Here is a 19,952-nt window from a genome sequence, read left to right as displayed (position 1 = left end):
CAACCCGTCGGGGCAACCTGGCGAAACGCAAGAACGAAGTGGGTGAGCAGTGCAGGCGGGGTACGAGTTATCGCATCTGGCGGCCTTGGAGGCCGAGTCGGTGCACATCTTCCGGGAGGTCGCGGCCACGCTCGCGCGACCGGCCCTGCTCTTTTCCGGCGGCAAGGATTCCGCCGTGCTGTTGCATCTGGCGCGGCGCGCGTTCTGGCCCGCGCCGCTGCCCTTTCCGCTGCTGCACGTCGACACCGGTCACAACTTCGACGAGGTGATCGAGTTCCGTGACCGCACCGCCGAGCGCACCGGGGCACGTCTCGAGATCGCCCGCGTCCAGGACGACATCGATGCGGGCCGCGCCGTGGAACGCCCCGGCGGCACCCGCAACCCGTTGCAGACCACCACTCTGCTCCGCGCGATCGGTGAGCACCGGTTCGACGCGGCATTCGGCGGGGCACGCCGCGACGAGGAGAAGGCGCGCGCCAAAGAGCGAGTGTTCAGCTTCCGCAACAGTTTCGGCGAATGGGACCCACGGGCACAGCGACCCGAGGTGTGGAATCTCTACAACGGCCGCCACCAGCCCGGCGAACACATCCGGGTGTTCCCGCTGTCGAACTGGACCGAGCTCGATATCTGGGAGTACATCGACCGCGAGGCCGTCGAGCTGCCGTCGCTGTACTACGCGCACGGGCGACAGGTCATCGAACGCGACGGAATGCTGTTGTCGGCAACCCGATTCATCACGCCCGCGCCCGGTGAACGCGCCTTCGAAGCCACCGTCCGATTCCGCACGGTCGGCGACGCCACGTGCACCGGCTGCGTCGAGAGCACCGCCGACACCCCCGCGAAGGTGATCGCCGAGACCGCCGCCACCCGACTCACCGAACGCGGCGCCACCCGTGCCGACGACCGGATCTCCGAGACCGGTATGGAAGACCGCAAGCGAGAGGGCTACTTCTGATGCGCCGCAACCTGTTACGACTGGCGACCGCGGGCAGCGTCGACGACGGCAAGTCCACTCTCATCGGCCGGCTGCTCTACGACTCCAAGTCGCTGTTCGACGATCAACTCGCCGCCATCGAGCGGGTCAGCACCGAACGTGGCGGCGCCGCGGCCGATCTCGCCTTGGTCACCGACGGCCTGCGTGCCGAACGGGAGCAGGGCATCACCATCGACGTCGCCTACCGCTACGTGACGACACCGCGGCGCAAGTTCGTCATCGCCGACACCCCGGGGCACGTGCAGTACACCCGCAATATGGTGACCGGTGCGTCCACCGCGGACCTCGCATTGATCCTGGTCGACGCCCGCACCGGTGTTTCCGAGCAGACCCGCAGGCACGCGTTCCTCGCCACGCTGCTCGGGGTGCCGCACCTGGTGGTGTGCGTGAACAAGATGGACCTGGTCGACTGGTCGCAGGAGCGATTCGAGGAGATCCGCACCGAATTCGCCGCGTTCGCCGCAAAATTGACGGTCGGTGATCTGAGCTTCGTGCCGGTGTCGGCGCTGCTCGGCGACAACGTGGTCGAGGGCTCCGAGCACATGGACTGGTATCCGGGACCGCCGTTGCTGCGCCATCTCGAGGACGTGCACATCGCCTCGGACCGCAACCTCATCGATGCCCGGTTGCCGATCCAGTACGTCATCCGGGCGCAGGAGGGACTCGACCACCGCAGCTACGCGGGCACCGTCGCGGGCGGGATCTTCAAGCCCGGCGACGAAGTGGTGGTGCTGCCCTCGGGGCGGTCCTCACATGTCAAGGAGATCTGGGGTCCTGGCGGCACGAAGGTCGACGAGGCGTTCACCGGGATGGCTGTCTCGCTGACCCTGGAAGACGACATCGATGTCGGTCGCGGTGACCTGCTCGCCCGGCCGGGCAATCGTCCCCATATCGGCACCGAACTCGACGCGATGGTGTGCTGGTTCGCCGAGGGTTCCCAGTTGCGGGCGGGCGCTCAGTACGTGGTGCGTACCGCGGCGCAGACTTCGTCCGCACAGATCACGGCCATCGACTACCGGCTCGATGTGAACTCCCTGCACCGGGTCGAGGACGTGGAGTCGCTGTCGCTCAACGACATCGCGCGCATTCGTCTGAGCAGCCGCCAACCCCTGTTGTCGGATCCGTATCGCGAGAATCGGCGCACGGGCTCCTTCATCCTGATCGATCCGGTGACCGATCAGACCGTTGCCGCCGGCATGGTGACCGGTCGGGAATCGGGGCCGGACCACACTGAGCAGATCGCCGCCTCAGTCGATTCCGCGCAGTCGCTGGTCTGGCATCGCTCGGCGGTGAGTCGCGCCGAACGCGGACATGCGGGCGTGACTGTCTGGCTGACGGGGCTCTCCGGGTCGGGGAAGTCCACGCTGGCCGTCGAGCTGGAGCGGCAACTGGTCGCGGCCGGGCGTCCCGCCTACCTGCTCGACGGGGACAACCTGCGCCACGGTCTCAACGCCGGCCTCGGCTTCTCCCCCGCCGACCGGGACGAGAACGTGCGCCGGGTCGCCGAGGTCGCCGCACTGTTCGCCGATTCGGGTGCGGTGGCGATCGTGTCGGTGATCAGCCCGTTCACCGCGCAACGTGCCAACGCGCGGACCACCCACGACGACCGTGAACTTCCGTTCCACGAGGTCTTCGTCGACACCCCACTCGCGGTGTGCGAAAGCCGCGACCCCAAAGGCCTCTACGCGAAAGCCCGCGCGGGCGAGCTGCCCGGCTTCACCGGGATCGGTTCGCCCTACGAACGGCCCGAGCACGCCGATCTGGTCATCACTCCCGATCTCGGCACCCCCGCCGAGATCGCCGCCCATGTCCTCCGAGAGCTAGGAATCGCAGACCGTTGACCCACTCCAGTACCGCCACCGAAGCCGGTAGCAGCGCGCCACCGGAGCCGCTGACCGCACCATTTCTCGCCGCGGTCGCCCAGGCCGAAACACTCATCGCAGGCGCGGAATTCGTCCGCGACGAGCAGGACCTCGCCGAGGGCTACGACTATCTCGCCGCGAGTATCGCTGCCTGCCTGCGCCTTTCGGGCGCGCACGGCACGTCGCATCCCTACTTCGTGTCCTCGACCGGCCCTTACGCCAAGATGGGCCTGGACAACCCGGACACCCTCTATTACCACGCGAACATCGAGCCGACCGCTGAGTACGTGGTGAGCGGTGTGCGCGGCAGCACCGTCGACCTGAGCTTCCAAGTGCTCAAGGGTGATTACACCGCGACCGATGTGCCCGGTGGTGCCGACGCGTTCGACGACCGGCGCATCTCGATCGCCGCCGACGGCAGCTTCTCGCTCCGCTTCGGGCCCGCGAAACCCGATGCGGGCCCGGACTATTTCCCGCTCGGGGAGGGCGCGTCCATGTTGGCCGTGCGCGAGGTCTACAGCGACTGGACCGAGCGCAAGGGCTCGATCCGGATCGAGCGAGTCGACACCATCGGCACCGCACCGGCCGAACCGGACCTGGCGCGCCTGCGTAAACGGTACGGCGCGGCGGCGAAGATGCTGCTCACCCGTGTGCACACCTGGTTCAACTTCCCGAAGTGGTTCTACCTCGACCTGCCGGTGAACACGCTCACCGCACCCCGGCTGACGCCCGGCGGGCTGAGTACCCAGTACTCCTCGGTCGGGCATTTCGACCTCGCCGACGATCAGGCGCTGGTGATCACCGTCCCGAAATCCGATGCGCCGTATCAGGGATTTCAGCTGGGCAGTCTCTGGTACATCTCCCTGGACTACGTCAACCATCAGACGAGCCTCAACCACTCTCAGGCGCAAGTGGATTCGGACGGCATGATCCGGATGGTGGTGAGCAAGCAGGATCCCGGCATCGCGAACTGGATCGAGACCACCGGGCGCACCCGCGGGATTCTGCAGTTCCGGTGGCAGCGCACCGATCGGCCGATGACCGAGGCCGATGGCCCGACTGTCGCCGTGGTACCGATCGAAGAAGTCGCACAACACCTTCCGAACTTCGAACACAACCGGATCGACGCCGCTGGCTGGCGCGACCGGATCTCGGCCCGGCAGCGGGCCTTCTCCGAAAGGATGATGGGATGAGCGGGGCACTGCTGGACGGCAAGGTTGTCGTTGTTTCCGGCGTCGGACCGGGTCTCGGCCGGTCGATCTGCCTGGAAGCGGCTGCGGCAGGCGCCACGGTCGTGCTCGCGGCACGCACCGAATCCCGCTTGCTCGAGGTGGCTGCCGAAATCGAGGCGGCGGGCGGCGCCACGCTGAGTGTGCCCACCGACATCACCGACGAGACCGCGGTACAGAATCTCGTGGCGCGCACGGTCGAAACCTTCGGCCGGGTCGACGCACTCGTGAACAACGCGTTCTCGGTGCCGTCGATGAAACCCCTCGACCGCACCGACTTCGACCACATCCGGTCGAGCCTGGACATGACGGTGCTCGGTGGCCTGCGGATGACCCAGGCATTCGCGCCGGCGCTCTCCGAGTCCAAAGGTGCTGTGGTGATGATCAATTCGATGGTCGTCCGGCACTCCGAACCCCGGTACGGCAGTTACAAACTCACCAAGGCGGCGCTGCTGGCCATGTCGCAGACCCTTGCCACCGAACTCGGCGGCAAGGGCGTGCGGGTCAACAGCGTGCTGCCCGGCTACATCTGGACCGACCAGCTGAAGTGGTACTTCGGTCAGGTCGCCGAGAAGTACGGCATCACCGTCGAGCAGGTGTACGAGCAGACCGCGTCGAAATCCGATCTGAAGCGGTTGCCCGAACCCGACGAAATCGCCCGTGCCGTGGTGTTTCTCGCGTCCAGCTGGTCATCGGCGATCACCGGCCAGACCCTCGACGTCAACTGCGGCGAATACCACAACTAGGAGCTTCCCTGATGACTGTGCGCACCGATGTCGGCACCGTGGCCGACCTGCACGCCTCAGCCACCAAACTCACCGGTCTCACCGATTTCGGGGCCGACGACTACACCGCGGCGTTGCAGGTACTGCTCGACTCGTATCGCGACGAGGCCGGGCTCACCGAGCTCGGCTCCAAGATGTCGCGGTTCTTCCTGCGCGGCACGCTCATCGCCCGCGCGCTGAGCGAAGCCGCATGGGCGGCGAATCCCGGGTACGTCGAAACACCGGTCACCCGGCCGATTTTCGTCACCGGCCTCCCCCGGACCGGCACCACCGCACTGCACCGATTGCTCGCGGCCGATCCGGCCAACCAGGGATTGGAGATGTGGCTGACCGATTTCCCGCAGCCCCGCCCGCCGCGGGACACCTGGGCCGACAATCCCGCCTACCAGCAGATCGACGCGGGTCTGCGACAGCATCAGGTGCAGAACCCCGAATTCATGGGCCTGCACTACATGAGTGCCTCCGACGTGGAGGAATGCTGGCAGCTGCTGCGCCAGTCGGGCACGTCGCATTCCTACGAGTGTCTCGCCTACGTACCCGGCTATTCGGCATGGCTGTCCACCCAGGACTGGACCCCCGCCTACGCACGGCACCGCCGCAACCTGCAGCTCATCGGCATGAACGACACCCGCCGCTGGGTCCTCAAGAACCCCAGCCACCTGTTCTGCCTCGATGCGCTCCTGGCGACCTACCCCGACGCCATCGTCATCCAGACCCACCGCGACCCCGCCACCATCATCCCCTCGGTGTGCAGCCTCAACGAACACGCCACCCGGGGCTGGTCAACCACCTTCACCGGCGAAATCATCGGCCGAACCCAACTCGACCTGTGGTCGCGCGGCCTCCACGAATTCACCGCCGCCCGCACCCGCCACCCCGAAGCCACCTTCATCGACGTCGACTTCGACGACCTCCGCACCGACCCCCTCGGCGTCGTCGACCGCATCTACGCCCGAACCGGCACCGCGCTCACCTCCGAAGCCCGGACCGCCATCACCGCCCTCGACAACGAAAGCCGCACGGGCGATCGCAAAGCCGCGCACCACTACTCCCTCGCCGACTACGGCCTCACGGAGAACATGGTCGCCGAACGCTTCGGTAGTTGATCTCGAACGGTCAGCTACCGACGCTCGCCCGGCATCCCCGACCGGATGCCGGCGAGCGATGCGATGTCCTGCTTGTCAGCGAGGCCGGTATCGACCGACAGCAGGGAAAGCAAACGAAGTGGTCGACCGGCCTTCGCCGCTGCTTCCAGCTTGTGATGGCCGTCGAGCAGGAAGTGGATCAACGAATAATGCGTGTAGTAGTCACGGCGTTCCTCGGCGACGGCCGGCTGGACCACGTCCAGGATCGACACCGCCACCGCCGTTGGCGTCGAAACGCTGCGAAGCTGCTCTTCGAACTGCGCCACACGGGTGGCGTCGTTCCACGTCGGTGGAACCATCGGAACCACGAATTCGTACAGGTGCGCGTCAGCGCTCACCGCGGTCTCGAAGGTCCGGTAGTAGACCGTGCGGGGATGGACGGGCAGCCCCCAGAACGAATCGATACCCCACGTCTCGACCTGTTCGTGAGCGAAATAGTCGTCGCGATCGAGAGGATGCACGAGCCGGGGGTTGATGCCCACCAACATCGGCTGGTACCGCCCCGCGGGCAGCAATTCGCCGATGGTACGAAAAGATCAGCGCGCGAACCGGCCGCCACTTCGTGCGGCTTCACTCGTCGACGTCGACCCCATAGCGCCTGGCCAGGTCGGCGAGATCGGTCTCGTAGCCCTGGCCCACCGCGCGCAGCCGCCAATCTTCACCGCGCAGATACAGTTCGGCGAGCAGCAGGGTGCGTTCCACGGTTGCGGCATCGAGCGTGGAACGCACCGCGGTGCTCGATTCCGTGCCGGCGGCGAAGTCGAGCTCGATGGCGCCGACGTCGCCGAAGGTGAGACCGGCACCGTCGAGGGAAGCGGCGAGGACGATCCGAGTGCAGTACTCGGGCAGGTCATCGAGGACCAGGGTGATCGACTGCTCGTTCGGCCCATCCTCGGAAAGCTTGGCGCCCTGCGATTCCGGCTGGTTGTAGAACAGGAAGTCGGCGGAATCGTCGACTCGCTCATCGCTGCCGAGCAGGAACGCGACGAGATCCACGGTCGGCGCACTGAGCTGGCTCCACGTTGCCCGCAGAGTCCACGTGGTGCCGCCCTCGGTGATCGGCACGTCGATCACCTGACCTCGCGACAACACCGTCGACTCCGCGGGCCGGATTTCGGCATGACCGGGTTCGGTCGATGCCGCAGGGATCGCCGCGGGCGCGATCGCACCTTGCTCGAGCAGGTCTGGTCCGTGGACCGCCAGTGCGAGTTCGCCTGCCTTTCGCGCGCGCCGGTCGGATTCCCCACCTGCGAGAAGGAGTACATCGGTCACTGTCGCGGAGAGATTGACCGCGGCCGAACCGCCGAGCTCGACGATCCGCGAGCGCGCCGCCGCAGCCTGGCCGTGGGTTCCGCCCAGCACCAGAATCCGCCGACCGGCCAGCGGACCCGATATCGCCCGTGCGGGTGCCACTGACCGGCGTGGCGCCGCAACCTCAGGTGCCGCCGCCCCTTTCAAGTGCCCCGGTTCTATCGACTCGAGCAGTGCGGCGAACCGGGCCTCATCGATCACCGGCGTGCCGAACTCGAACGCCTTGCGCGCCTTGCCCGTTCCCGCCAGCGCATTGTTGGTGACCAGCACACTGGTTCGGTTGCTCACCATGCTCGTCACGTCGAGTCCCGCAGCCTCTGCACGGGCGACGAGCACTTCCCGTTCGATCCGGGTCTCTCCCGTCAGCGCCACCTTCATCCCCTGTCGCAGGCGACCGGCCACCGCCAGCTTTCCGGGATAGACGAAGTCACACGGCGGCTTCGGGCCGCGACGTTCGACTGGCCAGCTGGACTGCGTCGGTCTGGCCGAATCAGGTGCGCATTCGAGCAAAGGGGGTGCGATACCGAGATGGGCCGCGTCGGCGACCAACGCTCGAAGGACATTCGCGAGAACACGGGTGTCGTCGAGCGCATCGTGCGCCTTCTGTTGCGGCACACCGTAATACGTCGCCAGCGTGCCCAACCGGTAGTCGGGTGTCGGCAGCGCGATGCGGCGAGCCAGGGCCAACGTGCACAGTCGGCGCTGTACCGGCAGAGCTCCCCCGGCCCGGGCGAACTCCTGCAGCAGGAAGCCGTAGTCGAACAGCGCGTTGTGCGCCACCATCACCCGGCCGTCCAGCATGGCCGACAGCTGGTCGCGCACTCGGCCAAACTCGGGCGAGCCCCGCAGCACGTCGGCAGTGAGCCCGTGGATGTGCACGGGACCCGGATCGCAACCCGGATCGATCAGGCTGTGGAACTCCCGCGTCACCCGGCCGGTGCCGTCCAGTGTCACCGCCGCGACGGACAGCACCCGGTGCTGGTGCGGCCGTAGCCCGGAGGTCTCGACATCCACCACGGTGAACGCACCGAACCCAGCTGTCTGCTGCTGCTCATCAACCTGTGTCATCCCCTGCATGAGCATCGCATCGTTCGCCGGGCCCGCAACGTTGCACTCGACGACCAGTGACGCGCGAGTTGCGTTGCGAGACTTCGGCGCCGAGTCGGGGCACCCGACCCGTGCCGTTGGCGCCGACGGGCCGGGGGCACAGAGCGCCGCCGAAGGATCACTCGCCGCCCATCGCGAGCTGGTAGAGGGTGTCGAGGGCGTCATCGATGGGGTGTGGCTTCGGCTTTCCGTCGGGACCGATCTCGTTCCACCGCACGAGGTTTGTCGCGACCGACATCTGGCGGGTGCCGTCGGCGCTGGTCAGCGATAGCGCCTGGGCACCGAAGACGCTGCCGTCGTGGCCCCAGAATGTTTCGCCGCCCGGAGCCTGCACCCGGTGCAGGCCGAGACCGTACTCGATCTGTGTACCGTCCAGCGCGATGACGGGCACCGTACGCTGCATCTGCGCCAACGACTCCCGGCTCACGATGTGCCTACCGAGCAGCATGCGGTAGAAGCGATTCAGGTCCGCCATGGTCGAGACGAGTCCGGCGCCGGGCAGCGCCCACGACATGTTGTAGACGCTGTAGTCGCGCGGCGGATCGATCATTCCGAACAGCCGCTCGTACATTCGCGGGTGCGGAACCGACAGCGTCGGCCCGTCCGGAAACGCGGTGTGCTCGAGCCCGGCGCGTCCGATCACATTCTCGGCGACATAGGTCTCGAATGCTGTTCCGGTCACCTGCTCCAACAGTTGGGCAAGCAGGAAGTAGTTGGTGTTGGAGTACACGCCGGGGGTTGCTCCGGGCTCAGGGGTGGCGGGCGGCGCGCTGACGCCCATTCCGATCAACTCGACCGGGTCGAACTGGGTGAACTGATGCTCGTCCAAGCTCTCCGACGACAGCTGCGTCCCGCCGAAAAAGGCTGCGAGGGAAGGAAAGGAGTACGGCAGGTGCTCGGCCAGCCCGCTGGTGTTGTTGAGCAGCATCCGCACCGTGATCTTCGCGCCACGCTCACCAGGGACCAAGTGCGGCAGGTAGTCACCGATCGATGTGTCGAGTCCGATTCGCCCCTGCTCGACCTGCTGCATGATCGCGGCCGCGATGAACGTCTTGGTGATGCTGCCGACTCGGTGGACCATGTCGGGCCCGATGGGCTCGCCGGAGGTGACGTCGGCGACCCCCGCAGTGCCACTCCACACCCGGTCGCCGTCACGTACCTCCATGTACACCCCGGTCATTCCCGCGTCGCGGACCGCATCCAGCGCGGATTGCAGCGCAGCCGGATCGAGTCCGGAACCTGTTCGCGCAGTGTCTGTTTCGCCGGATGCCGCCCGCATCGTGCATGCGCTGACGGTCAGAACGGCGACGCCTACCAGCATTGCCAGTGAGATCTTCACGATTTCTGTCCTCCCGTGGTCGGCCGCTGTAGTTCGAAGCGGCGCACCGTTACCGTGGCAGGTGAGGCCGATGGGGCGCTTTCGAAATCATGCGGTCCGGCACGGTCTCCGGTGATCTGGACTCGGCGGGGTCATGCCGGGCATCCCGGGCTCGCGTGACTCGTCTCAGGACCGATCGGCCAAGGCAGTGGCCGCCGGGTTCGTGGCGTCACGGATGACGCGAAGGCCCGTAGTCAAACCGTCGAGTTGAGCGGGGGTCAGCAGACCGGTGAGCCACCGTTCCAGGGCGGCGAGGTAATCGGGAAGGACCTCTTCGAGGCGGCGGACGCCCGCATCGGTCAAGGCGGCGTAGGCGCTGCGGCGGTCGGCCGGGTCGAGTTGTCGTTCGACCAGGCCACCGGTGGCGAGCCGGTCGACCAGGCGGGTGACGCCGCTGGTGGAGAGCTCGGTCTGGGTGGCGAGGTCCGACATACGGAGGCGGCGGTCCGGGGAACGGCTCAGTCGCAGTAGGGCATTGAGGTCGAGGCCGGAGAGCCCGTGGGCTTTCCAGGTCGGCTCCAGCTTGGCGAGCAGGCCACTGTGCGCCTCGAAGAGCAGGCCGGAGACGGTGAAGCGGGGGTCGTCGAACAGGTCGGACATAACACCAGCGTAGCCCATATTTGCCATGCGGATAGTTGACACGCGGAATACTTTCCCGTAGACCTATGTCAACGCATTATTCCGCACAGCAAGTACTGGAGAAATCATGCAGAACAACACGTGGGTAGCGGGCTTCCGAACCGGTGTCATCAACCCGAACGAGCAGATCAAGCTCGCCGAATCGCGGGAGTTCGATGACGAAACCGTGCGCCACGTCCTGCACATGGCCGGTGGCGGTGACGCGGTACGCGTCCGGTTGACCAACCGCTACGGTGCCGCACCGCTGCGCATCGGAGCCGTGCGCATCGCCCAGCGCAAAGCCGGTTCGGCGATCGCCGAGGACAGGGAGATCACGTTCGGTGGGGCGGCGGTGGTCACGATCGACGCGGGTGCGGAGTCGGTGAGCGATCCGATCGACTTGCCGGTCACCGCAGGCGAAGATCTGCTGCTCAGCCTCTACCTGCCGGAACCGACCGGCCTCGCCACCTTCTCCCACCAACCCGGCGAGGTGGCCTACATCGCCGCCGGAGACCGCACGTCGGAGGTGGAACTTACTGGTGCACAAGAGGTTCCGTTCCGGTTCTTCGTCACCGGCGTCGACGTGCTTGTCTCCGACCAACCCCCGATCGCGGTGGCGATCGGCGACTCCTGGTTCGAGGGTTTCGGCACCACGCTGAGCGCCAATCGCCGCTCGGTCGACGCCCTCAATGCCCGCCTCGCCCAGGGCTGGGTGGTCAATAACGGCATCTCCGGCAACCGCCTCACCGCCGCGCAGATCGGCGAATCGGGATTGCGCCGTTTCGATTCCGATGCGCTACGAGTGCCCGGGGTTACCGACATCCTGATCAACTTCGGCATCAACGACCTCATCCTCGGCGCGATGGGCGGCCAGCCCTCCGCCACCACCGAAGAGCTGATCGCCGGTTTCACCGACCTGGCCGAACGCGCGCATGCCGCCGGACTGCGCATCCACGCCGCCACCATCGGCCCGTACGCCGGCTGCGTCTACCCCGGCATGCCCGTACCGGAAACGCAGCCGACCCGGCACGCCGTGAACGAATGGCTGCGCACCACCGACCTTTTCGACTCGATCTTCGACGTCGACCACGCCGTCGCCGACCCACATCGCCCCGACTACATCCGCGCCGAATTCGACTGCGGCGACGGCATGCACCTCAACGACGCGGGCGCCGCGGCGATGGCGGCCACCATCGATCTCACCGCACATTTCCACTGACCCGCGAGGACCATCACGCTCCCACGGCGTTCGGCTCTCGGGCGGGAGCGTGGTGATCAACTGCCCAGTCCGGGTGCGTCCGATGACTGTTCAGTGCCGGGCACTACGCAGCCGCCGTCGAGAATGCCGAGGTCGTAGAACAAGCGGTAGCACGCGGGGTCGTCGGGGAGTTTCCAGTGGAAACCCTCGAGGCCGAACACGACCACCAGGTTCCCCGCGATCACCAGTCCGCAGAACCACAGCGCAAACCTGCCGATCTTGGCCAGAGACGGCGCGATCACCCTGGCCGCCGTCGGATACGACAAGGCAGTCACGACACCGATGGTGGCGATCGCGGCGATGTAGAGAACCAGCGCCCACACATACAGGTGCAAGCCGAGAACGGTGCCGCCGTAGCCCGGATCGCCCGGCAGGATGTGCAACATCGTCTGCCGCCATGCGGTGAAACCGCCACCGACACAACCGATTATCGCCAGACCCCAACCCACGGCATAGTCGCGCGCCCCGATGATCCCGGTCATCCCCTTGCGCACGATGAACGCGCCGCCGAGCGCGGCCAGCACCATGAACATCCGCTGGAGCATGCACAGCGGGCACGGGTATTCCCAGTCGGCGAACTGCACTGCGAAGCCGCCACAGATCACCGCCGACCAGCCGACCACGAAGATCACAGCCAACAGATATTGCAGGGAACCGAGCGGGCCCGACTTCTCCTCGGTCACCGCCACGGTCTCGGTCACGGCGCTCACCAGGTCAACCCGAGGCCGAGACCGCTGGTGATGTGCAGCTTCAGCAACAGCAGACACAGGGCGAAGGTGATGAACCATGCGAGCAACACGATTCGACGAACACTGTCGCGGTAGATCAGCACGAGGGTGATCAGCAGACCACCGAAGATCAGCGTGTCCATGACCGGGCACGTTACGCAGCCGGTCGAGCCCGACCGCACGAACACGCCGACCGCGCGTACCCGATGGTTGCTGACTTGTTGCGTGTTGCCCGTTCCAACGCGCGGGTGTGTGTTCTCCTGATTCGGTGACCTCGCTACAGGCAGCGGTACGCGCCGGGTCCCCGGCCCTCAATCTCGCCCTGGCCACCTGGGTTTCGGCCATCAACTTCTGGGCGTGGAATCTCATCGGCCCCCTCTCGCCGAACTACGCCGACAATATGGCGCTGAGCAGCACGGCAGCCTCGATCATGGTGGCGATGCCGATTCTCGTCGGCTCGCTGGGCCGGATCGTGTCCGGCGCGCTCACCGATCGAATCGGCGGCCGGACCATGTTCATCGCGGTCTCGCTGGCCTCGATCGTGCCGGTGGTCGCGGTCGGCATCGCGGGCAGCATCGAGTCCTACCCGTTGATGCTGGCCTTCGCCTTCCTGCTCGGCATCCCCGGCACCGTCTTCGCCATCGGTATCCCCTTCGCGAACTCCTGGTATGTACCCGCCCGGCGCGGCTTCGCCACCGGCGTGTTCGGCGCGGGCATGGTCGGCACCGCGGTCTCGGCGTTCTTCACACCCCGGTTCGTCCGCTGGTTCGGGTTGCTGCCCACCCACTTGATCGTGGCGGCCGCGTTGGCCGTGACCGCGGTGCTGTGCATCCTGTTCATGCGCAACTCACCTGATTTCACCCCGAGCACCGACCCGGTCCTGCCCAAACTGCGCGCCGCGATGAAGCTGGGCGTCACCTGGGAGATGTCGTTCCTGTACGCGGTGGTGTTCGGCGGTTTCGTCGCCTTCAGCTCGTATCTGCCGACCTATATCAAGCATATCTACGGCTTCTCCGCGGTCGAAGCGGGCAGCCGCACCGCGGCTTTCGCGCTCGCCGCGGTGATCGCGCGCCCGATCGGCGGCGCGCTCTCGGACCGCATCGCGCCGAAGTACATCGTGGTCGTCTCACTGGCAGGCACCGCGGTGATGGCGGTGGTGGCCTCGTTCAAACCACCTGCCGATGTCGCCTCGGCCGCCACGTTCATCGCGTTGGCGCTGTTCCTCGGGGTCGGCACCGGTGGCGTCTTCGCCTGGGTGGCGCGGCGGACACCCGCGCAGAGCGTCGGCAGTGTCACCGGCGTCGTCTCGGCCGCGGGCGGACTCGGTGGATATTTCCCGCCGCTGATCATGGGCATGACCTACAACGAGGCCAGCAACAGCTACACCGTCGGCCTGCTGCTGCTCGCCGCGACCGCGTTGGCCGCGCTGCTCTACACGGTGTTCAAACTGCACGCTGTCGAGTAGCTGGGCTCCGCCGCGCCATCCCTGATCGGACCTCGTCGAAGGAGAAATGCACAGTGGCATCCAGAGCGCGGATCGGCGGCCCCGTCGAAGACCTGCTGGTGCGCAGCGGCCGGTTCTTCACCCCCGGTGCCGAATCCGCGGACCAGCGCACCGTCACCCGGTCCGGCGGCCGCGAGGGTGACATCTTCTATCGCAACCGCTGGAGCCACGACAAGGTGGTGCGTTCGACCCACGGCGTGAACTGCACCGGGTCGTGTTCGTGGAAGGTCTACGTCAAAGACGACATCATCACGTGGGAAACCCAGGACGTCGACTATCCCTCGGCAGGGCCGGACCGGCCGGATTACGAGCCGCGCGGCTGTCCCCGTGGTGCCGCGTTCTCCTGGTACACCTACTCACCGACGCGGGTGCGCTACCCGTACGCGCGCGGTGTGCTGGTCGAGATGTATCGCGAAGCCAAGCAACGGCTGGGCGATCCGGTCCTGGCCTGGGCCGATCTGCAAGCCGATCCGGATCGCCGGCGCGCGTATCAAAAGGCCAGGGGCATGGGCGGTTTGGTGCGGGTGAGCTGGGATGAGGCGGTCGAGATGATCGCCGCGGCGCATGTGCACACCATCGCCGAGTACGGTCCGGATCGGGTGGCGGGGTTCTCGCCGATTCCGGCGATGTCGATGGTGTCCTTCGCGGCGGGTTCCCGGTTCGTCGAGATGATCGGCGGGGTCATGACCTCGTTCTACGACTGGTACGCCGACCTGCCGGTGGCTTCGCCGCAGGTCTTCGGTGACCAGACCGATGTCCCCGAGTCCGGTGACTGGTGGGACGCCTCCTACCTGATGATGTGGGGATCCAATGTGCCGGTGACGCGCACACCCGACGCGCACTGGATGGCCGAGGTGCGCTACCGCGGTACCAAGGTCGTCACGGTGAGTCCCGACTACGCCGACAACACCAAATTCGCCGACGAATGGATGCCGTGCGCGGCAGGCACCGACGGCGCCATGGCGATGGCGATGGGGCACGTAATCCTCACCGACTACTTCGTGCGTCGACGTGAGCCGTTCTTCGTCGACTACGTCCGCCAGTTCACCGATCTGCCCTTTCTGGTCAGCTTGATCGAACGCGACGGCCGTCTGGTTCCCGGCAAGAACCTCACCGCCGCCGATCTCGGCGCCACCACCGAGAACGCCGCCTTCAAACCGGTGCTCATCGACAGCGTCACCGGCGAACCCGCGGTACCGCACGGCTCGCTGGGTTTCCGATTCGGCGAGGAAGGCCTCGGGAAGTGGAACCTCGACCTCGGTGCCCTGCAACCCGCGCTGACCGTTGCCGATGCGGGCGACGGGCAGTCCATGGTGGTGACGATGCCGCGCTTCGACACCGTCGACGGCCACGGCGAGACAGTCGATCGTGGTGTGCCGGTGCGGATGGTCGCGGGCCGCCCGGTCTGCACGGTCTTCGACCTCATGCTCGCTCAGTACGGCGTGGCACGGTCAGGGCTGCCGGGACAATGGCCGAGCGGTTACGACGATCCCGGTTCGCTCTACACCCCCGCCTGGCAGGAACCGATCACCGGCGTCTCGGGCAAGCAGGTGATCCGAATCGCGCACGAATTCGCCGACAACGCCGTCGATTCCGGCGGGCGCTCCATGATCATCATGGGCGCGGGTATCTGCCAGTGGTTCCACGGCGACGCCACCTACCGCGCGATTCTGGCGATGCTGCTGCTCACCGGTTCGATGGGCCGCAACGGCGGTGGCTGGGCACACTATGTCGGGCAGGAGAAGTGCAGGCCGGTGACCGGCTGGTCCACCGTCGCGATGGGCACCGACTGGTCGCGCCCGCCGCGTCTGATGGCGGGGACCTCCTACTGGTACGCGCACACCGACCAGTGGCGCTACGACGGTTACCGCGCCGATGTGCTCGCCGCGCCGACCGGTCGCGGGCTGTTCCGCGACAAACACACCATGGACGTGATGAGCTCGGCGGTGGCGATGGGATGGACGCCGTTCTACCCCCAGTTCGACCGTTCGTCGCTGGATCTGGCCGACGAGGCCGCGGCCGCGGGCATCGACCCAGTGGCCTACACCGTCGACCAATTGCACAGCGGCAAACTGCGATTCGCGGTCCAGGACCCGGACAGTCCGAGAAACTGGCCGCGGGTACTGAGCGTGTGGCGGTCGAATCTGCTCGGCTCGTCGTCCAAGGGCAACGAGTACTTCCTCAAACACCTGCTGGGCACCGGTTCCAATGTGCGCAACACCCTCGCGGGTCCCGGGCAGCGTCCGGTGGGCGTGGTTTCGCCCGATCCGGTGCCGGAGGGCAAGCTCGATCTGCTGATGTCGATCGACTTCCGGATGACCTCGACCACCCTGTTCTCCGATGTCGTGCTGCCCGCGGCCACCTGGTACGAGAAGGCCGACCTGTCCAGTACCGATATGCATCCCTTCATGAACGCCTTCACCCCGGCGATCGACCCACCGTGGGAAACGAGGTCCGATTTCGACGCGTTCGCCGCGATCGCCCGCGCGTTCTCGGCGATGGCGGCGGTGCACCTGGGCACCCGCACCGATGTCGTGCTCGGCACGTTGCAGCACGACACCCCCGGCGCGATGGCCTACCCCCATGGCACCCAGTCGAATTGGCAGGAGACCGGCGATGTTCCGGTGCCGGGTAAGACGATGGGGCCGCTGGTTGTCGTCGAGCGCGACTACGCCGCCATCGCGCAGAAGTGGGCGGCGCTCGGTCCACTGGTGGAGAAGGCCGGCATGACCACCAAGGGCATCACCGTGTTCCCCGATCAGGAAGTCGTGGAACTCGGCCGCCTACACGGCGTGATGAATTCCGGCGTGGCGGTGGGGCGTCCGGCGTTGGAGACCGCGGAGAAGATGGCTGAGACCATCCTCATGCTGTCGGGCACATCCAACGGCAGGCTCTCGGTGGCGGGGTTCGAGGAACTCGACCGGCGCACCGGCCGGCACATGGTGGAGCTGGCAGCGGGCAGCGAGGAACGCCGAATCACGTTCGCGGAGACACAATCCCGGCCGGTTCCGGTGATCACCAGCCCGGAGTGGTCGGGCAGTGAAACCGGTGGGCGCCGCTACGCGCCGTTCACGCAGAACATCGAATTCCTCAAGCCTTTCCACACGCTCACCGGGCGCATGCATTTCTACGTCGACCACGATTGGCTCGAGGAACTCGGCGAGGCGCTGCCGATCTACCGCCCGCCACTGGACATGGGGAAACTGTTCGGCGAACCCGGCATCGGGGAAACCCGCGACGGCGTCGGCCTGACTCTGCGCTATCTGACCCCGCATTCGAAGTGGTCGATCCACTCCGAATACCAGGACAACCTGCTGATGCTGTCGCTCTCGCGCGGCGGGCCGACCATGTGGATGAGCCCCGGCGACGCGCAGAAGATCGGGGTGCGCGACAACGAATGGGTCGAGGCGGTCAACCGCAACGGTGTGCTGGTGTGCCGGTCGATCGTGTCCCAGCGGATGCCCGAGGGTGTGGTGTACGTGTACCACGCACAGGAACGCACCATCGACGTTCCGCTCTCGGAAACCACCGGAACCCGTGGTGGTATTCACAATTCGATCACCCAGTTGCTGATCAAACCGACGCATCTGGCCGGCGGTTACGCCCAGACCTCGTTTGCGTTCAACTATCTCGGTCCGACCGGAAATCAGCGCGACGAAGTCACCGTGGTCCGTCGCCGCAGCCAGGAGGTGACGTACTGATGAAAGTCATGGCGCAGTTGGCGATGGTGATGAACCTGGACAAATGCATCGGCTGCCATACCTGTTCGGTGACCTGCAAACAGGCATGGACCAACCGCACCGGCACCGAATATGTGTGGTTCAACAATGTGGAAACCCGCCCGGGTCAAGGCTATCCGCGCAGGTATGAGGATCAGGAGAAGTGGCGCGGCGGCTGGACCATGAGGAAGGGCCGGTTGCGCTTGCTCGGCGGCGACCGTTTCAGCAAGCTCGCCAATATCTTCGCCAATCCGAAGATGCCCGCGATCGACGATTACTACGAGCCGTGGACCTACGACTACGAGAACTTGACCAATGCCCCACTGAGTGACCAGATTCCGGTGGCGGCGCCGCGCAGTCTGCTCACCGGTGAGCCGATGATGATCAAGGGCTCGGCCAACTGGGACGATGACCTGGCCGGGTCGCCCGAGATTCTCCCCGGTGATCCGGTGTTGGCGAAGGTGAGCGAGAAGGTCAAGACCGACCTCGAACAGACTTTCATGTTCTATCTGCCGCGCATCTGCGAGCACTGCCTCAACCCGGCGTGTGTCGCGTCCTGCCCCTCCGGCGCGATGTACAAGCGCACCGAGGACGGGATCGTGCTCGTGGACCAGGACAAGTGCCGCGGCTGGCGGATGTGTATCTCCGGATGTCCCTACAAGAAGGTGTATTTCAATCACAAGACCGGCAAGGCCGAGAAATGCACGTTCTGTTATCCACGGGTGGAGGTCGGCTTGCCGACAGTGTGCGCGGAGACCTGCGTCGGCCGGTTGCGCTACATCGGGCTGATCTTCTACGACGTGGACAAGGTGCTCGACGCGGCCTCGGTCGCCGACGAACGCGATCTGTACGAGGCGCAGGTGAATGTGTTGCTCGACCCCGCCGATCCGGAAGTTGTTGCCGGAGCACGGGCGTCCGGTATTCCGGACAGCTGGATCGAGGCCGCGCAACGGTCGCCGATTCACGCGCTGATCAAAGACTACCGGGTCGCGCTGCCGCTGCATCCGGAATATCGGACGATGCCGATGGTGTGGTACATCCCGCCGCTGTCGCCGGTCGTGGACGCGGTCAGCCGGGACGGGCACGACGGCGAAGATGTCGGCAATCTGTTCGGCGCGCTCGAGTCGTTGCGAATTCCCTTGGAGTACTTGGCCGGACTGTTCACCGCCGGGGACACCGAAGCGGTCGCGGTGGTGCTGCGCAAGCTTGCCGCGATGCGGTCGTACATGCGCGATATCAATCTCGGGCGAGAGCCGCGAGCCGATATTCCCGCGGCGGTCGGCATGACCGAGGAGAAGATGTACGAGATGTACCGGCTGTTGGCGCTGGCGAAAATCGAGGATCGTTATGTGATTCCCTCGGCCTATGCCGATCAGGGGCATCAACTCGAGGAATCGGTGGCGGACTGCGCCCTGGACTTCGACGGGGGACCCGGTATGTACGAACAGGTTTCGGGTCCGTTCGGCGAAACCAGCGGCAATCCGGTGCCGGTCGCGGTGGAAACTTTCCACGCGCTCAAACAGCGCCAGACCAGCGAATCCACCGGCGCGGGTACCGGCTCGCGGGTCAACCTGCTCAACTGGGACGGCAAGGGCGCGCCCGAAGGCATGTTCCCGGGTGGGCGCACATGATGCGCGGCCGCGCGGCCCGGCGCGCCGCCGAACACCGACTGGTCTGGCAGGCGGCGTCGCTGCTGCTGGCCTACCCCGACAGCGAACACCGCACGCGACTCGCTCTCGTCGAACAACTCTGCGCGCACCTACCGCGCGAGCAGGCCGCGCCGTTGCTCGACGTGGTCACCGAACTGGGCAACCTCTCCGAAGTGGCTGCGGCACAACAATTCACCGAGACTTTCGATCTACGTCGGCGCGCGACCCTGCTGCTGACCTACTGGACCGACGGCGATACCCGCAATCGCGGAATGGCCATGCTCGCCTTCACCGAGGCCTATCGCAGCGCGGGGGTGGAACCGCCGTCCGGTGAGGTCGCCGATCACCTGCCCGTCGTGTTGGAGTTCGCGGCGACCGTGCACCCCGTGGCCGGTGCCGCCCTGCTCACCGCGTATCGGCGTGCCATCCACGCGATCGGACTCGCGCTCTCGGACGAGGATTCGCCGTATGCCCCGGTGCTGGCCGCGGTCACCGCGACCCTGCCGCCCGCGACCGAACAGGATCTGGGCTGGGCCCGCAGGCTGGTCGACGCGGGACCGGCCACGGAATCGGTGGGACTGGCGCCGTTCACCCTCACCGTGCCGCCGCGCCGGGATGCGCGTGACCGGGAACCCGTTGTAGCGAAAGGACTTCGGTGATATGGC

General features: G+C 66.3%; 16 protein-coding genes. 10 read left to right on the top strand and 6 right to left on the bottom strand.

What is annotated here, in order from left to right; all coding sequences use genetic code 11:
* The first annotated feature begins 49 nt into the window (after window positions 1-49).
* Genes cysD through ACQHI0_RS10570 form a run of 5 tightly spaced genes read left to right on the top strand, consistent with a single transcriptional unit; the run spans window position 50 to window position 5,976 of the window.
* Entirely contained in the window at window positions 50-955 is a 906-nt protein-coding gene (gene cysD, locus ACQHI0_RS10590) for a sulfate adenylyltransferase subunit CysD (RefSeq protein WP_427907763.1), read from the top strand.
* Window positions 955-2,835, top strand: coding sequence for an adenylyl-sulfate kinase (cysC, locus tag ACQHI0_RS10585; protein WP_427907762.1), 1,881 nt, complete (start codon window positions 955-957; stop codon window positions 2,833-2,835). Before cysD ends, cysC begins: the two co-directional genes overlap by 1 nt.
* The gene (locus tag ACQHI0_RS10580; protein ID WP_427907761.1) at window positions 2,832-4,049 is read left to right on the top strand and encodes a hypothetical protein; all 1,218 of its coding nucleotides are present in this window, start codon (window positions 2,832-2,834) and stop codon (window positions 4,047-4,049) included. Before cysC ends, ACQHI0_RS10580 begins: the two co-directional genes overlap by 4 nt.
* Window positions 4,046-4,831 (top strand): SDR family oxidoreductase, encoded by a 786-nt coding sequence (locus ACQHI0_RS10575; protein ID WP_427907760.1) that lies wholly within the window; start codon window positions 4,046-4,048, stop codon window positions 4,829-4,831. The genes ACQHI0_RS10580 and ACQHI0_RS10575 overlap by 4 nt, the downstream gene beginning before the upstream one ends.
* A gap of 11 nt (window positions 4,832-4,842) precedes the next feature.
* Entirely contained in the window at window positions 4,843-5,976 is a 1,134-nt protein-coding gene (locus ACQHI0_RS10570) for a sulfotransferase family protein (RefSeq protein WP_427907759.1), read from the top strand.
* Window positions 5,977-5,990: 14 nt separating this feature from the next.
* On the opposite strand, the gene ACQHI0_RS10565 is transcribed toward ACQHI0_RS10570, so the two are convergent.
* The 4 genes from ACQHI0_RS10565 to ACQHI0_RS10550 form a co-directional block, all read right to left on the bottom strand.
* On the bottom strand, window positions 5,991-6,530 hold the full coding sequence (locus ACQHI0_RS10565) for a hypothetical protein (protein WP_427907758.1): 540 nt from the start codon (window positions 6,528-6,530) through the stop codon (window positions 5,991-5,993).
* Between the two features lie 55 nt (window positions 6,531-6,585).
* Window positions 6,586-8,394, bottom strand: coding sequence for an exonuclease domain-containing protein (locus tag ACQHI0_RS10560; protein WP_427907757.1), 1,809 nt, complete (start codon window positions 8,392-8,394; stop codon window positions 6,586-6,588).
* A gap of 157 nt (window positions 8,395-8,551) precedes the next feature.
* Window positions 8,552-9,772, bottom strand: a complete 1,221-nt coding sequence (locus ACQHI0_RS10555; protein WP_427907756.1) for a serine hydrolase domain-containing protein — start codon at window positions 9,770-9,772, stop codon at window positions 8,552-8,554.
* A gap of 165 nt (window positions 9,773-9,937) precedes the next feature.
* Window positions 9,938-10,411 carry a MarR family winged helix-turn-helix transcriptional regulator gene (locus ACQHI0_RS10550; RefSeq protein ID WP_427907755.1) on the bottom strand — a complete coding sequence of 158 codons (474 nt, stop codon included), beginning with the start codon at window positions 10,409-10,411 and terminating at the stop codon, window positions 9,938-9,940.
* Window positions 10,412-10,517: 106 nt separating this feature from the next.
* Between ACQHI0_RS10550 and ACQHI0_RS10545 the strand changes: the two genes are divergently transcribed.
* Window positions 10,518-11,648, top strand: coding sequence for a GDSL-type esterase/lipase family protein (locus ACQHI0_RS10545; RefSeq protein ID WP_427907754.1), 1,131 nt, complete (start codon window positions 10,518-10,520; stop codon window positions 11,646-11,648).
* 56 nt (window positions 11,649-11,704) lie between these two features.
* Here ACQHI0_RS10545 and ACQHI0_RS10540 read toward each other — a convergent pair whose 3' ends face one another.
* Window positions 11,705-12,397, bottom strand: a complete 693-nt coding sequence (locus tag ACQHI0_RS10540) for a disulfide bond formation protein B (protein ID WP_427907753.1) — start codon at window positions 12,395-12,397, stop codon at window positions 11,705-11,707.
* Entirely contained in the window at window positions 12,394-12,558 is a 165-nt protein-coding gene (locus ACQHI0_RS10535) for a DUF5993 family protein (protein WP_427907752.1), read from the bottom strand. Before ACQHI0_RS10535 ends, ACQHI0_RS10540 begins: the two co-directional genes overlap by 4 nt.
* Before the next feature lie 125 nt (window positions 12,559-12,683).
* Between ACQHI0_RS10535 and ACQHI0_RS10530 the strand changes: the two genes are divergently transcribed.
* From ACQHI0_RS10530 to narJ, 4 genes are read left to right on the top strand one after another with little or no spacing between them, the layout of a single operon-like run.
* Window positions 12,684-13,880: an MFS transporter gene (locus tag ACQHI0_RS10530; RefSeq protein ID WP_427907751.1), complete on the top strand. Its 1,197-nt coding sequence runs from the start codon at window positions 12,684-12,686 to the stop codon at window positions 13,878-13,880.
* A gap of 53 nt (window positions 13,881-13,933) precedes the next feature.
* The gene (locus ACQHI0_RS10525) at window positions 13,934-17,620 is read left to right on the top strand and encodes a nitrate reductase subunit alpha (protein WP_427907750.1); all 3,687 of its coding nucleotides are present in this window, start codon (window positions 13,934-13,936) and stop codon (window positions 17,618-17,620) included.
* Window positions 17,620-19,269 (top strand): nitrate reductase subunit beta, encoded by a 1,650-nt coding sequence (gene narH / locus ACQHI0_RS10520; protein ID WP_427907749.1) that lies wholly within the window; start codon window positions 17,620-17,622, stop codon window positions 19,267-19,269. The genes ACQHI0_RS10525 and narH overlap by 1 nt, the downstream gene beginning before the upstream one ends.
* Window positions 19,266-19,946, top strand: a complete 681-nt coding sequence (gene narJ, locus ACQHI0_RS10515; RefSeq protein WP_427907748.1) for a nitrate reductase molybdenum cofactor assembly chaperone — start codon at window positions 19,266-19,268, stop codon at window positions 19,944-19,946. The genes narH and narJ overlap by 4 nt, the downstream gene beginning before the upstream one ends.
* Window positions 19,947-19,952: the final 6 nt, after the last annotated feature.

Source organism: Nocardia sp. FBN12, from assembly GCF_050320175.1.
GTDB lineage: Bacteria > Actinomycetota > Actinomycetes > Mycobacteriales > Mycobacteriaceae > Nocardia.
The sequence above is the reverse complement of the archived record's forward strand: the minus strand, read 5'-3'. Positions and strand labels throughout refer to the sequence as shown.